Here is a 14,191-nt window from a genome sequence, read left to right on the forward strand (position 1 = left end):
TGATAATCAAGGAGATAAAATCCTGTAAATCTTCAAAGCTTGTGAATCTTGGTATAATCGTGGGAGGGCTACGGCGGGCATTTTTAACGAAGTAGCAGCCAAAAGGCAGTGTTTTGGGGTCGATGAAGAGAATTTTAGACAAGCTCACGCCACTGGACATTTGAGTAACTCGGAGTTCCAGCTCCGAAACAAGCTGAGGCCTCATTTTGAGGGTACAATGAGACTTAGCCCACAGTGTGAACGGTGGGGTTTGAAAATATCCAGTGGCGTGAGACAAGTTCTAATACCCAACGTAACGTAGTTGTTCCTTAGTTGATATATAGTCAAAACAAAATAGTACAACACGGGTTTTGATAAATACAATCAAACCCTTGTTGTCTATGCCAACTATACCCCACACAGCGCCTTTGTATGAGGCTAGTCTTGCCATCGTAGGCGGCGGCGGCGCTGGGATGCACTTACTGTATGCGCTACACCAGTCGGGGTATTTGGCAACACATCGGGTGTTGGTGTTTGAACCAACCCAGAAATGGGGAGAAAACGACCGGACTTGGTGTTTTTGGGCAGCATCAACCGACAATATTATCCGCGATTTGGCGCCGGCCATCAGTTATTCTTGGGATGCCGTAGCGTTGAAAGACCAAGACCAGTCCATCGCGCCCTTTGGGTATTATCACATACGCAGTGCTGATTTTTATGCCCAAGTATATGCTGCTTGTTGTCAATATACGTCTCTAAGCTGGATTGAAGCGCGTGTGAATACTTTGCAGCCTTGTATGGGTGGGTGGCAAATCTGCACCGATTCGGGCGAGGTGTATACAGTGTCGCAGGTCTACAACAGTAGCATGTTGGTACCCAAAAATTGGAATGCCAACCAAGCCGTGAGAGATATTCCTCTTTGGCAGTCTTTTGTAGGCTGGCGCATTCGGCTAGACCAACCTCGCTGGAAGGATAACCCTCGGGTGTTTCAACTGATGAACTTTGAGGTGGCGCAACAGGAGCAGTGCCAGTTTGTGTATGTATTGCCTTTTTCGGCTACAGAGGCATTGGTAGAGCTGACGCGATTTGGGGCGGCATTTCTTGACAAGGAGGGCGCGCAGCCCGTCTTGGATACTTGGATTCGCACGCACCTAGGGCCATATACTATCCTTGAAACAGAACTTGGGCGCATCCCGATGAGTACGGCGTTGTATGCCGACAACCACACGCAGCCATTGCCGGGCTATCAGCCCCTTGGGACGGTAGCAGGAGCCGTAAAAAGCACGACCGGCTATGCTTTTCAGACGATGTATACACACGCACAAGCCATTGCGCGTGCCCTACAATCACCGCAGGCACAAAGTGTTGGTTATCAGGCAATTAATCGCAAAAAACGGTTTGTATTCTATGACCGCCTGTTGCTCCATCTCTTGCTTTGTTTTCCGTCGCTGGGCAAACCTATCTTCGAGCGTCTGTTTGCAGGCGTTCCAGTATGGATGGTACTCAAGTTTTTGGATGAAAAAACCACCTTGCTTCAAGAGCTCCGTATCTTTGCCAGCTTGCCGCTGCGGCCCTTTTTATGGGCGCTATGGCAAGACTTGCTCCGGCCTCGGAAATGGCCTTCAGAACTGTTTTCAGCCTCGACAGCAGCGGTGTTGTTGGCCTTATATTGGGGAGCATTTGCCGGAGTATATGCAGCCGCCTTGGTAGCCCTAGCTATTGGATTTTTATTATTGGGAATACCCCATGGCGCTGTAGACCATCACTTGGCGCAGCAGGCTTCGGGTTGGAGATTATTACGGTTTGTAGGGCATTATCTGGGGGTGATGGCTGTGGTAGGGCTTTTATGGTGGCTACACACAGGGCTGGCTTTAGGGTTGTTTATAGCCTATTCTGCTTGGCATTTTGGCGAAACAGATTTGCGAAGGTGGCAAGCTTTTCATCCTTTGACCGCAGGCATATATGGCACTGCACTCTTGGCCGCACTATTGCTGCCACATCCCGAAACTTTGGGGGCTATTTTGGCGGCAATGGGTATGCCCTTAGGGCTTTCGCCAATACAAGCTAGGTGGGGAAGCATGGCGGCTTTTATGTTCTTGGGGGTGTTGTGTTGGATGATTCCCGGCCAACATCGCAGTGGCTATATACTCTTGCTTGTCCAGTTGGTATTGTCCGCGTTTTTGCCTCTTTTGGTAGCTTTTATGCTCTATTTCACCTTCACACACAGCCTTACAGGCTGGAGAGACATTCGCCAAAAGCTACGGCTAAGCAACTTAGAACTAGCCTATAGGGCGATGCCTTTTTCTTTGGGAGCTTATTTGCTGATAGCGTTGTTGTTGTATTCGATACAAGGCCACATCATCTACTGGACAAGCTATGCGGCCTATGGTTTTATGGCGCTGGCTGCCATCAGCCTGCCGCATATTTATTTTATGGCGCGCTTTTATAAACAATCGGAGAGGAGAGCTTCTTAGCACGCGATACCCAGTCAAAATAGGGTTGGGAAATGTATGGCCAAAAATCCTTGGACATTAAGAAAGTCACACACTATGTAGCTTTTTTTAGCAAACAGTTGAGAGCCGCAGATAAGCCCTGTTAAATTCTGTTAAAAGCCCGCAGAGGTCGAAGCCATATTGTATATTTGTTGGTATATCCAATCTTTAGTGTGATGAATCAACGACAATTGTATACCGTCGTAGCATTGATGAGTGTGGCCTTGGTAGGGTTGACGGGCTTACAGTTTTACTGGTTGAGTGTCGCCATTCGTGCCAATGAGCAGCAATTTCGACAGAGTGTACACAAAGCCCTACAAGCTACCGTCCGCAAGCTGGAGGCACAGGAGGCCATAGAAGTAACCCAACAAACCTTTGAGCGCTTTGCTGCCGCCGACAGCCGCTATCTAATCGCCTTAGACTCGCTGGAAGAGGCTATCCAAAACCCCAGAGCAAGACGGGGGTTTCAGCTCATCCAGACCAACCCCGACACCTTCTTGTTGGAGGCTTTCAGCCAAGGCCTACAAAACCTACCAAGCCAAGCACACCGAAACCTCCAAGCAGAGCAGCTGATAAAAATTGCCCGTAAATCAGACCTAATCTCGATAGTAGTGAGTGAGTGGGTACGCAACGAGCCCAACATCCAGAAACGCCTACAAAGTAGTGCGCTGCACGAGGTGTTGTCCCAAGAGCTGGGCAACCGTGGAATCAATATTCCTTTTGAGTTTGCTATCACCAATGCAACACAGGTCTTGCTCTTGGCCAGCAGCCCAGCCGCCCAACGGGAGGAGGTCTATACGCAGGGCTTCAAAGTACAGCTTTTCCCCAATGACATCTTGGGCAGCCAGCATACCCTACATCTCCATTTCCCTACGCAAGGCTCCTTTATTTTAGGCAAAATGGCGACGGTATGGCTTTCGTCAGTACTCTTGATTGGGCTGGCCATTGGGAGTTTTGGGTATACCGTCAGGTTGATGCTCCGGCAGAAGAAGATGTCGGAAATGACCAAGGACTTTATCAATAATATGACCCACGAGCTAAAAACACCCATTGCCACTGTTTCTCTAGCTACAGAAGCTTTACTGGATCCTGATTTACAGCAAATTAGCAAGCATCGAAATCGCTACCTCAATGTTATCAAAGAAGAAAACCAACGTCTGGCCCAACAAGTAGAAAAGGTATTGCAAATGGCCCGACTGGAGCGACAAGATTTCAAACTTCAATATACTGAGACAGACCTGCACGCGCTAATCCAAAAAGCCGCCCAACACATTGCGCTACAAATAGAAGACCGACAAGGGCAACTGATCCTTGACCTCCAAGCCCCCAATCCCGTCATACAGGCCGATGAAGAGCAACTGCTACATGTCATCAACAACCTGCTTGATAACGCCAACAAATACTCCCCCGATGCGCCACAAATTACTATCCGAACAGAAAATATAGGCGAAGGCTTTTTCATTACAGTCAGTGATAAGGGGCAGGGCATCTCAAAGGAAAAATTGGACAAGGTTTTTGATAAGTTTTATAGAGTTTCTACCGGCAATCTGCACGATGTCAAAGGATTTGGCCTCGGCCTCAGCTTTGTCAAATCAATTGTAGAAGCCCACGGCGGGCGTGTTTCGGTCAAAAGCGAGCTCGGAAAGGGCAGCCACTTTATGATATTCCTGCCCTTGATAAAACCCTAAATCGCCTAAAAAATATAGCAAACGCCCAAAACGACTGTTTTTATGGATATCAAAATTTTATTGGTAGAAGATGACCACAATCTGGGGGAAGTCCTACAGGAGTACTTGGAGTTGAAGGGGTTCCATACCACACTCTGTCGTGATGGAGAGGAGGGCTGGCAAACATACCAAACCCAAAGCTTCGATATGTGTCTGATAGACATTATGTTGCCCAAAATGGATGGCTTCGCCCTCACAGAGCGCATCCGCAAACAAGATAACCATACCCCGATTATTTTCCTGACGGCCAAGTCTTTGATTGAAGATACGCTCAAGGGTTTGCGCCTTGGCGCAGATGATTACCTGACCAAGCCCTTCAGTATGGAAGAGCTGCTCTTGCGCATACAGGCGATTTTGAGACGCGCCCAAAGCAACACCCCAAGCCCCAAACTGGAGGCAGAGCAGTATGTATTGGGTAAATTTTTGTTTGACTATACCGCCCAAAAACTCTTTGACGGGGAGGCCGCCCAAAAACTCACCTCCAAAGAGGCGGCGCTACTCAAAATGTTGTGTGATTATCAAAATCAAACGCTTGCCCGCAGTGAAGCGCTCAAGGCCATTTGGCACGACGATACCTACTTCAATGCCCGAAGTATGGATGTGTACATTACTAAGCTCCGCAAATATCTTAAGGGCGACCCTAGGCTCGAAATACTTAATGTACATGGGCAGGGCTTCCGCTTGGTAGTACCACAAGATGTGATAGGATAGCGCTTGCTGGATGTGGGGGCTGATTGCCTCCGCTGGCTCTCGACATATATTTCCTCAACCAGCTTTGATTGGCTACAGAAAATATCCAGCGGCGTAAGCTAGCTACAGCTTTGCTACAAATCCCTAGTGATATGGTTGTTAAACCCATCGCTAGGGATTTTTGTAAAAAAACAGTCTGAATACCGGGTCTATCGCCCTAATTTTGTTTCAGCAATAACAGAAACACCTTGTCTATTTCTCCCTCACGCATCGCTGGGTTGAGAAAGGGCAGCGTTAGGGTAGAGATGTGAAATTTGTCATACTGTTTCAATACCTCAACACTTACATTGGGCATCGCTTCTACCTCTTTTTTGGCCTCTATATCAGCATAGAGCCAGCAATTTCCTTGTTTTAGCTGGGCTCTTATGGCAACAGTATCGGGTAGGTCAGGGATGACCTGTGTGCTATAAAAATCTAGTGAATGAAGTTCTATATCACGATCATCACCGAAAACCCTTCTAAAGACAAACAGACGGTCTGCGGAGATATCAGTTTGATAACGAACATATTTGGCCAATACGCTACTTATTTGGTACTGAAAAAGTCTAGGGTATACGTGTCCGTTGAGCAAGGTATTGATGGCAATGATGCTGACTAGAGAAGGCACTAACACCCGTGCAATGGCTGTTTGGCCTCTCAAAGTTTGGTGTAAGGTATAGCCTAGTCCACCCAAGGCCACCGGCCACAGCCACCAAGCCGGAAAAGGAAAAGCCCACACACAAAGCGCCGAGGCCAACAACCAAAGTACTGTCCAAGTGAATACCTGTAGTCCTTTGACCCAAACCGGCGAGCGCCCACTGTTGAGCAACGGAACTAGCCACCGAGCGGTCAAGATAGCCCCTAGAGGAAATACCACATAAGTGTAATGCGGTAGCTGGTACTTGGATAAGGAAAGCGCTATAAAAGGCAATACAAAGCCGCCCAATGTCAGCCCTTCCTGCTCTTGGCGCAGACGGAAGCCCTGTAGCCATATTTGCCGCAAAGCCGCCCATAGCGCAGGGGGGAAGAGCAGTGTCCACGGAAGGAAACTCCATAAAAAGTTTTGTGCCTGAAAAAACAAGCCGGGGTTGTTGTTCCATTCACTCTCCCCCGTAATGCGCCCAAAGCTTTGTGTCCAATAATAGAAACGCAAACCCGAAACGCCTTTTTCAGGCTGCGCATCAAATTGCCAATACAGCCCCAGAGACATTGGCAAGAGCATCAAGGCGATGATGAGTATTGCCACCAACCATTGCCATTGGAAAAACGAACGCCACTGGCGCTTCAGCGCCCAATCTACCACAAAAGCCGCCCCGGGTACAATCAGCCCGATGGGGCCTTTGGCCAACATCGCCAGAGCTACCCCCACACTCCCCAAGACCAGAGGCAAAAACCGCCTTGTCTCCTGAAAATCAACCAGTTGCCAAATAGCAAAAACCACCGAGGCCGTCAGCATAGTGTCGGTGCGGACATCGTGGTTCATCAAGAAAAAAGCCTGTGTAGAGGCTATAATGACTGCTGCCCAATAACCCACAGACTCGCCATAATAGCGCTTGGCTAGCCTGTAGGTGCTATAAATCCCTAGTGCGGAAAACAGCATTGCCGGTAGGCGGTATACAAAATTCGACACCCCAAAGACTTTGAAAAACAACGCTGCCATCCAAAACAGTAGGGGAGGCTTGTCGAGGTAGTCTTTGTGGCGATTTGTGATTTGGAGGTAGTTGCCTGTCTCCATCATTTCCTTAGAAATAGAGGCATACTGTGCTGCATCTATTTCCATCACATCGAGTTGTGCACCCAGCAAGTATACCAAGCCTATCCCCACAAAGGGTAAGGCCTTGGGCAATATCCCACCCCCGGCAGGGGTATTATCGGTAATTGTCATATTGTGTCAGAAGGTTCAAAAATACGGTGATGAGGTCTTCAAAAGCTATTTGACTTTTGTTGGGAGCAAAGATACAAAACCCTGCCAATTAGCCGCGCCGGTAGAGCCGTGCCACCCAAGTCTCGGCGCAGCGCTCTGTTACTTGCACAAGCCCGCTGTTCAGTGCTAACTGATGGATTTCGGCATCATCCGTATCCGTAACACCGCCAGTCAGCAAATATCCCCCCGGGGCTACCTGTAAAGCACAGGCCGGTAGCGCTGTCCTCAAAACTGAGGCATTGAGGTTGGCCAACACCCAGTCAAAACGCTGTGCCTGTAGCTCAGGAAAATCTTCCAAATGGCCGGTGTACAGTGCCTGAGCCGTTTGTTGGTTAAGCTGTAGGGTATCTTCGGTAGCGGCTATGGCCCAGGGGTTGTTGTCGATACCGACAATAGCCTCGGCTCCCAAGCGTGCTGCCAAGAGCATCAATACACCCGTACCACAGCCAATGTCTAAGGCATTCCCTCTGAGGGGTGCTTGTGCCAATAGTAGCTGCATACATAGGCGTGTGGAGGGGTGTTGGCCATCGCCAAAGGCCATCGTTGGGCGAATGTGCAACCAGTATGGATACCCTGCGGATGGCGGTATATCGGGCGGCGCTATCGCACAATAATCATCAATATATACCACTTCCGCCTCTTGGGCGTGGGTTGTTTGCCATTGGGTAATACTGGCCTCTTGTATCAGATAGTGCAACTGATGAGTGGCAGCCAGTTGGCGTACGAGCTCCTCATCAAAAAGTGTCGCCGGGACATAGGCCGAAAGTTGGGTCTCCTGCTCCCAAAAAGACTCATACTCAGCTTCGCTCAAAGCAGCTATCAACAACTCTTGGAGCGTTACATTATCCGTAAAAAAAGTAACTTCTAACAGCATCTGAAATATTGTCAAGAACATAAAACCACATACCGCCGGCGCTTGTCATCCATACAAGCACAACGGCGGTTAGTTTGGGCATCAGTGGGTACGGGTGTACACACTCAATAGTATCGACTACCAATACTTTATCCTGGTATTGGGCAAATAATCTTGGAGTTTGTTTTTCTCGGCTTCCGAGAGTTTTTCATCTATGCTGAGGCGCTTGAGGTGTTTGAGTTGCTCAAATTCTTCAACCACTCTGAGTCCACAGCCTACCAAGGCCAGTTCTTCCAAACCCTTGATATTGGCAATATAGCGCAGGGCTTCTACTGGGTTGGCAAGGCTGTTTTGCGAGATTTGTAAGCGTTTGAGCGCTCTAATATGGCTGATTTGCTCGGGCAAGCGGACGAGCTGCCCCTTGTCTTGCATCGATACCATACTCAAACCTTGGAGGCTAGATGCCTGACTTAGTTGGGTGATGGTAGGCTCCCACGACATCGGGTTTCTACTCAAATCCAAGTGGATAGACGTGCTGATCTTGGCAAAACTTTCGGGTAGGCTACCCAATTGATTGCCGCTAAGGTTGAGCGTAACCAAGTTTTGGAAGTGCGTAAAAAAGTCATCCGGCAGGCTTACTATCTGATTGCTAGATAGTGATAAGGTCTGTAAAGATTTGAGTGACAGCGACTTTATATCAGGGGTACTGATTTGGTTATTGTCAAGCGAAAGCTCTCGCAACTGTTTAAGTTGCCCTAGTGATTTGGGGAAATCTTTGAGTTGGTTTTGGTCAAGCTCTAAGCTGTAGAGCTGTGTCAATGCGCCGAGCGCATCGGGTAGGTCAGTCAATTCATTACCCGAAAGACGCAGGCTTTGCAAGTGGGTGAGCAGCCCCAAAGATGCTGGTATTTCTTTGAGAGCATTGTTGCGCAGGCTCAATCGCTCTAGCTGTGTCATCTGCCATATTACACCGGGAACGTCTTTGAAGCCACACTGATCTAGGTTGAGTTTTTGGAGCTTTGGAGCCAGCTGCCCCAGCTCGGCAGGCAAACTAGCCCAAGAGATATTGCCGGCATTGAGTTCGCGCAAGTTTTTGAGTTTGTGGATGGCCTCGGGAAATGTTTTGAACTTGTTGTGGCTGATATCCAAGATTTGTAACTTCTCCAACTCTCCAAAAGTTGCCGGTAGCGAATCAAGGGCATTGCGCGATAGGACAAGCTCCTGTAGGTTGTTGAGTTTGAATATTTCGGAGGGGAATGTGGTCAATTCTTGTTTGCTGAGGTCTAACCTGTATACTTCTCGTGGTTTTTGTAGAGCCTCTTCCAAACTTCTGAACACAGGTGCACGGTACAGCTCCAACATAGTGAGCAGCCCGTCGGGGTTGGCTGGGGCGGCGGCAGTATCTGTGCCATAGGTATAGTTATCGTTGGCGCTGCCTCCGTCGCAAGCAGTAAAGATGCTCAAGAGACCTCCTAGGCACGCCAGTAGGTAGATGTAATATTTTTTCATAGAAAAGCTAAAAGTAGCCTGCTTTTGGGTAATGTTTTGGCTCAAAATGGCCAATATGGTATTGAGGCTTTTTTTGCTGCAAATATAGGGGATGTATAGGGTCAGTAGGTAGTTGTAAGGCGAAATTATTTTTTGTCTTTTTCGCTCTTGTCTTTTCGCCCAAATACAGATACGTTAATGTAGCGTCGTGGGTTTTCGCGCAGATCCTCAGCGAGCTTGTCGAGGCTTTCGCTTAGGTTCTTGAGGTTGTCGTAGAGGGCGCGATCCTGCATCAGGGCGCCTATAGTTCCATCAGGGTTGTTGGCTTTTTGCAGGGTTTCGTTGAGGCTGGCTAAGGCCTTGTTGGCATTGGCCACCGACTCTTGGAGTTCCATCGCGTTGAGTTTGTCAGCAAAGTTATTTGATTTGACCATCAAGGCTTTGAGCTGCTTCTCGGTATCTACAAAAGAGCGAGAAAGCTCTTGAAAGTTCGCCAGCGTGGTTTTGAGTGCTACCCTGTTTTCGCCAATCATCCCATTGGTATTTTCGGCAAGCCCTGCAAGGCTGCCCAACATATCATTGATTTTGGTGCCTGCACCTTGCAGCTCATCCAGTAACTTGTTGAATTTCAGCGCAATAGAGTCTACCTTATTGGCCAAGGGTTCGGCCTTGGACATCAGCCCCCCTGCTTTGGCCGTACGCAAGCTGCTACCCGAAGTCAGCGGCTTCTCAGGGTTTGTGCGCCCTAGTGTCAATAAAATAGCTTTGCCCCCTAATAGACCATTGTCGCCAAGCGTAGCAACGCTTGAGTCGCCCAAGGTGATTTTTTTGTTTATCTCCATTTCTACACGCATTACATACCTACCCGAAGAGTCGGTCTGTAGTTTGATAGCACTGACCCTTCCCACAGAAAGCCCATTGAGTATCACAGGGTTAGAAATCGTCAATCCTTCTACATTGTCATAATCAGCATAAAAGCGATTGGTGCGTGTCAGAAAGTCGGCACCTTTGAGAAACTGAAAACCAAAGTAGAGCAACACCAAACTAACAATGGTAAAAAGGGCTACTTTGATCTCTTTGGATATTTTCATGGGGCTATAAGTTGGTTTATGGAGATGGGTTGGGCGCAAAAGCGCTGCAATATAAATAAAAAATACAGCCCCAAAAAGTTACGCTTGTTTTCCCAGTACAATCTGTTGGGATTTACGGTTTACGATTTGGGATTTATGGTTTGTCCCTCGTCAATCATCATTCGTAAATCATCTCTCGTCAATTGTAATTCATCAATCATAACTCGCAAAATGAACTCTCAAGGGTGCTGGATGGTTAGTGAGGTACATACAGTCTTAAACGGCCAGCTCTTTGAGGCGCGATAGCGCGAGGATGGTTCAATTTTACTTGGTTTCTGATATTTTTTCGATGATTACGCTCCAAGAGGTATCCAAAACTTTCCACAAAGACAGCCCCCAAGAAGTCAAAGCCTTACAAAGGGTTTCGCTACACATCCCTAGGGGGCAGTTTGTGATTTTGATAGGCTCCAATGGCTCGGGCAAGAGTACCTTACTCAATACCTTGGCTGGTAGTGTCCGCCCCGACAGCGGGCAGGTGTTGTTTGAGGGTAGAGACGTTACCCGGCACTCAGAGCACCAACGCGCCCGGTGGGTCAGTAGGGTGTTTCAGAATCCTTTGCAAGGTACTGCACCGGGTTTGAGTGTGTTAGACAATTTCAGGCTGGCAGCCTTACGCACCAAGGGCAAACATCTCCGCTTGGGTATTGACAGGGCTTTTGTCAATGTCGTCAAAGAAAAAATAGCCCTCCTTGGGATGGGCCTTGAAGACAAGGTATTGCAGCCAATGGGGCAGTTTTCCGGAGGCCAACGTCAAGCGCTTACACTCGCGATGGCGGTTATGGATGAGGCTAAACTCTTGCTGATGGACGAGCCCACGGCGGCCTTAGACCCTAAATCTGCTGAAAACCTGATGCGCAAGATTGATGAGATTGTCAAACAGTTTGACCTCACGGCAGTGTTGGTTACACACAACCTCAAATACGCCCATCAATATGGTCAGCGTCTCCTTCAGATGCAAGAAGGACAGCTCGTGCGCGACCTCCAGCCCGACAAAAAATCCACCCTCGAAATCGAAACCTATTTCCAATGGTTTACCGTCTGATTGTCTCTATACTGGTAGTGTGGGCGATTGTTCCACGCAGCCCAATAGCTGCCCAAGGATATCGTATGCTTTTTGAAGCAGCCTATCAAGAATGGCGTGTTGCGGTGTTGGCCCAAGACAGTACACGCCTCAAAACATATCTCCACCCCAAGCTGGAACCACACATCCAGCGTAGGCTCTTAGAACAGTGTTTACAGCCCGAAACGCAAACCTTGGCAGCACGCTATTTTTTGCCCCCTCTGGCGCAGGCGGCTAGCAGCCGAAAAGCAAGTATCCACTGGCTGAGTGATCAGTATGATGCTCAGACTTGGTGTTTCAAGTATTGCAAACAACCTGATGGCCGGCGGGCTTGGATGCTCTACAAGACAAAAGCGTTGGGGGCAAGTTAGCGTATCAAGCGCCCTAAAAAAAATACCCTACCGGGCATTTTTCAAACCCTTGTGGACTAAGCGCTTTTTTATACTCAACCAAAATTGGTTTGGGAAATGTGTGTGCGGAGAATCCTTGAGCATCAAGAAAATCAACTCCTGTAAATCCTCAAATCTTGTGAATTTCAGTATAAATTTTCAGCGCGGCACTCAAAGCAGCGTTTTGGTGTCGATGAAGAGAATTTTAAACAAGCTCTAAGTCTTATTTTACCTCCAAATGAAGCCTCAGCGTGTCTCGGAGCTGGAGCTCCGAGCTACTTTTTCAAACCTGTCCGGTGGGGTGTGCTTATACCCAATCAAAATGAGCTGGGAAAAGGTACATATTGAAAACCTTTGAGAGTTACGAAAATCAAATTCTGTGCACGCTCAAATCAAGTGAATCTTGGCATACATTTGCAAAAGTCCTGAGGAAACTGCTACTTTGAATAACGGTGGGTATTGTGTGCATTTCGCAACTATTATGCGCTTGAATGAGCCATACAACATCACCATACCAATCATGATGCTCTCCTGACTACTATCTTCTATTATGCAAGAGCCTACCTGTATCATCGCCCTCGACCAAGGCACTACCAGTGCGCGTGCGCTCGCTTTTGACAAGCAAGGCCGCCTTTTGGGTATCGCACAGCGCACTTTTACACAATATTTCCCAGCAGCCAACTGTGTAGAGCACGATGCGCTCGAAATCTGGGATACCCAATGGGCTGTGTTCCAACAGCTGATTCGCCAACTAGGGGTTGCTCCTAGCCAGATTGCAGCTCTCGGCATTACCAATCAGCGTGAAACAACCCTACTTTGGGACAAAAAAACCGGAGAGCCGCTACATCGTGCCTTAGTATGGCAAGACAAACGCACCGCCGAGCACTGTGAGCGCCTCAAAGCCCAAGGCCTGAACCCCTACATTCGAGAGAAAACCGGCCTTGTGTTGGATGCGTATTTCTCGGCTACCAAGCTTGCGTGGCTGCTCGACAATATCCCCAATGCGCGCTCTAGAGCCGAAAGAGGTGAGCTTTGTTTTGGAACTATCGATACTTGGTTGCTTTGGAAACTGACCAAGGGAGCCATACACGCCACCGACTACACCAATGCCTCCCGTACGATGCTGTTCGATATACATCAACTACAGTGGGATGCGCAATTGCTCGAAATTTTTCAAATCCCCCCCGAAGTCCTGCCACAGGTCTATACATCAATGCATCATTTTGGGGATTTGGCCTATGATGGAAGCAATATTCCCATTACGGGCATCGCCGGAGACCAGCAGGCGGCGCTCTTTGGGCAGGGCTGCTGGGAAGCCGGTACAGCCAAAAATACCTATGGCACTGGCTGTTTTATGCTGATGCATACCGGTGAGCAGGCTGTGCGCTCTACCCAAGGCCTGATTACGACCTTGGCTTGTAGTACGGGAGCCAAACCCCAATATGCACTAGAAGGGAGTATCTTTATCGCCGGCGCAGCCATACAGTGGTTGCGAGATGGCCTACACCTAATCGATGAGGCCGCCGACTCAGCCTATTTTGCCCACAAAGCCCCCGAAGACCACGGTGTCTATGTAGTACCGGCCTTTGCCGGCCTTGGCGCTCCCTATTGGGATAGCTATGCCAAAGGGGCAATCTTTGGCCTAGGACGCGAAACAGGCAAGGAGGTGCTCATTAGGGCTACACTCGAATCCTTGGCCTACCAAACCAAGGATGTGTTGTTGGCGATGGAAATAGACGCACACACCCCCCTGCAAATGCTTCGTGTAGACGGAGGGGCTTGTGCCAATGATCTCCTGATGCAGTTTCAAGCCGACTTGCTCAATACCCCTGTCGAGCGCCCCGCGATGATAGAGTCTACCGCTGCCGGAGCGGCTTATCTCGCCGGTCTCCAAGTGGGTTTCTGGAACCTAGCCCAACTACGTCAAAACCGCGATATTGACCGTATTTTCAGCCCTAAAATGAGCGAAGCCACCCGACACCAACGCTACCAAGGCTGGCAAGAGGCCATCCGACGAACAATGGGCTGGGCAAGCAAACGCTGAGCAACACGTTGGGGTTTTTAACACTCTTTCACAAAGACGGCAGACATCAAGCCAAATATTTTACTTACTTTTGCCCTAAGCAATCACTGATTTATCATCTATGGCAAAGCAACCGACTAAAAAAGAACAAAAAGCTTCTACCACTACTCCTCAAACCGATACCATAACACCCAATACCGCTATGCCCTTTGGGACGATGAACTATGTGTGGATGGTGGCAGGGGTTGTCGTGATTTTACTGGGTCTATACCTAATGGGCATCGACAAAGAAACTTTTGGCTGGGGATTCCTCGGGCTGACAATAGGGCCTATCGTGCTGATGGCGGGTTTCTTGTTACAATTTGTAGCCATATTTTACCCTCAAAAAAAAGCCTAA

The 14,191-nt window shown here is 48.6% G+C and carries 11 protein-coding genes; 7 read left to right on the plus strand and 4 right to left on the minus strand.

All coding sequences use genetic code 11. The annotated features are described in order from the left end of the window. The first annotated feature begins 380 nt into the window (after window positions 1-380). The 3 genes from G499_RS0111210 to G499_RS0111220 all read left to right on the plus strand — a co-directional run bounded on the left by G499_RS0111210 (window position 381) and on the right by G499_RS0111220 (window position 4,909). Entirely contained in the window at window positions 381-2,453 is a 2,073-nt protein-coding gene (locus G499_RS0111210) for a beta-carotene 15,15'-dioxygenase, Brp/Blh family (protein ID WP_027000022.1), read from the plus strand. A 194-nt stretch (window positions 2,454-2,647) separates the two neighbouring features. Next, window positions 2,648-4,159 (plus strand): sensor histidine kinase, encoded by a 1,512-nt coding sequence (locus tag G499_RS19690; protein ID WP_027000023.1) that lies wholly within the window; start codon window positions 2,648-2,650, stop codon window positions 4,157-4,159. 42 nt (window positions 4,160-4,201) lie between these two features. Continuing rightward, window positions 4,202-4,909: a response regulator transcription factor gene (locus G499_RS0111220; RefSeq protein ID WP_027000024.1), complete on the plus strand. Its 708-nt coding sequence runs from the start codon at window positions 4,202-4,204 to the stop codon at window positions 4,907-4,909. Window positions 4,910-5,105: 196 nt separating this feature from the next. Here G499_RS0111220 and G499_RS0111225 read toward each other — a convergent pair whose 3' ends face one another. The 4 genes from G499_RS0111225 to G499_RS19695 all read right to left on the minus strand — a co-directional run bounded on the left by G499_RS0111225 (window position 5,106) and on the right by G499_RS19695 (window position 10,283). Further along, window positions 5,106-6,812, minus strand: a complete 1,707-nt coding sequence (locus G499_RS0111225; RefSeq protein ID WP_051296180.1) for an ArnT family glycosyltransferase — start codon at window positions 6,810-6,812, stop codon at window positions 5,106-5,108. An 88-nt stretch (window positions 6,813-6,900) separates the two neighbouring features. Next, window positions 6,901-7,746 (minus strand): 50S ribosomal protein L11 methyltransferase, encoded by an 846-nt coding sequence (locus G499_RS0111235; RefSeq protein WP_027000026.1) that lies wholly within the window; start codon window positions 7,744-7,746, stop codon window positions 6,901-6,903. A gap of 96 nt (window positions 7,747-7,842) precedes the next feature. Beyond that, window positions 7,843-9,213 carry a leucine-rich repeat domain-containing protein gene (locus G499_RS0111240; RefSeq protein WP_154658417.1) on the minus strand — a complete coding sequence of 457 codons (1,371 nt, stop codon included), beginning with the start codon at window positions 9,211-9,213 and terminating at the stop codon, window positions 7,843-7,845. Window positions 9,214-9,338: 125 nt separating this feature from the next. Further along, complete coding sequence (locus G499_RS19695; protein ID WP_035727294.1) at window positions 9,339-10,283, minus strand: MlaD family protein; 945 nt, start codon at window positions 10,281-10,283, stop codon at window positions 9,339-9,341. Between the two features lie 292 nt (window positions 10,284-10,575). Here G499_RS19695 and G499_RS0111250 point away from each other — a divergent pair, with 292 nt between their 5' ends. The 4 genes from G499_RS0111250 (at window position 10,576) to G499_RS19700 (ending at window position 14,191) form a co-directional block, all read left to right on the plus strand. After that, window positions 10,576-11,364: an ABC transporter ATP-binding protein gene (locus G499_RS0111250; RefSeq protein WP_211231612.1), complete on the plus strand. Its 789-nt coding sequence runs from the start codon at window positions 10,576-10,578 to the stop codon at window positions 11,362-11,364. Beyond that, complete coding sequence (locus tag G499_RS0111255; RefSeq protein ID WP_027000029.1) at window positions 11,349-11,753, plus strand: hypothetical protein; 405 nt, start codon at window positions 11,349-11,351, stop codon at window positions 11,751-11,753. Before G499_RS0111250 ends, G499_RS0111255 begins: the two co-directional genes overlap by 16 nt. A gap of 568 nt (window positions 11,754-12,321) precedes the next feature. Continuing rightward, window positions 12,322-13,815 carry a glycerol kinase GlpK gene (gene glpK / locus G499_RS0111260; RefSeq protein ID WP_027000030.1) on the plus strand — a complete coding sequence of 498 codons (1,494 nt, stop codon included), beginning with the start codon at window positions 12,322-12,324 and terminating at the stop codon, window positions 13,813-13,815. Window positions 13,816-13,915: 100 nt separating this feature from the next. Beyond that, window positions 13,916-14,191, plus strand: coding sequence for a DUF3098 domain-containing protein (locus tag G499_RS19700; RefSeq protein ID WP_154658418.1), 276 nt, complete (start codon window positions 13,916-13,918; stop codon window positions 14,189-14,191).

The sequence above is a fragment of the Eisenibacter elegans DSM 3317 genome, from assembly GCF_000430505.1.
GTDB lineage: Bacteria > Bacteroidota > Bacteroidia > Cytophagales > Microscillaceae > Eisenibacter > Eisenibacter elegans.

What these genes read in the sequence shown, in the direction of transcription:
- G499_RS0111210 (WP_027000022.1), top strand. Translation starts at nt 381, where the DNA reads ATGCCAACTATACCCCACACAGCGCCTTTGTATGAGGCTAGTCTTGCC.
- G499_RS19690 (WP_027000023.1), top strand. Translation starts at nt 2,648, where the DNA reads ATGAATCAACGACAATTGTATACCGTCGTAGCATTGATGAGTGTGGCC.
- G499_RS0111220 (WP_027000024.1), top strand. Translation starts at nt 4,202, where the DNA reads ATGGATATCAAAATTTTATTGGTAGAAGATGACCACAATCTGGGGGAA.
- G499_RS0111225 (WP_051296180.1), bottom strand. Translation starts at nt 6,812, where the DNA reads ATGACAATTACCGATAATACCCCTGCCGGGGGTGGGATATTGCCCAAG.
- G499_RS0111235 (WP_027000026.1), bottom strand. Translation starts at nt 7,746, where the DNA reads ATGTTCTTGACAATATTTCAGATGCTGTTAGAAGTTACTTTTTTTACG.
- G499_RS0111240 (WP_154658417.1), bottom strand. Translation starts at nt 9,213, where the DNA reads ATGAAAAAATATTACATCTACCTACTGGCGTGCCTAGGAGGTCTCTTG.
- G499_RS19695 (WP_035727294.1), bottom strand. Translation starts at nt 10,283, where the DNA reads ATGAAAATATCCAAAGAGATCAAAGTAGCCCTTTTTACCATTGTTAGT.
- G499_RS0111250 (WP_211231612.1), top strand. Translation starts at nt 10,576, where the DNA reads ATGGTTCAATTTTACTTGGTTTCTGATATTTTTTCGATGATTACGCTC.
- G499_RS0111255 (WP_027000029.1), top strand. Translation starts at nt 11,349, where the DNA reads ATGGTTTACCGTCTGATTGTCTCTATACTGGTAGTGTGGGCGATTGTT.
- glpK (WP_027000030.1), top strand. Translation starts at nt 12,322, where the DNA reads ATGCAAGAGCCTACCTGTATCATCGCCCTCGACCAAGGCACTACCAGT.
- G499_RS19700 (WP_154658418.1), top strand. Translation starts at nt 13,916, where the DNA reads ATGGCAAAGCAACCGACTAAAAAAGAACAAAAAGCTTCTACCACTACT.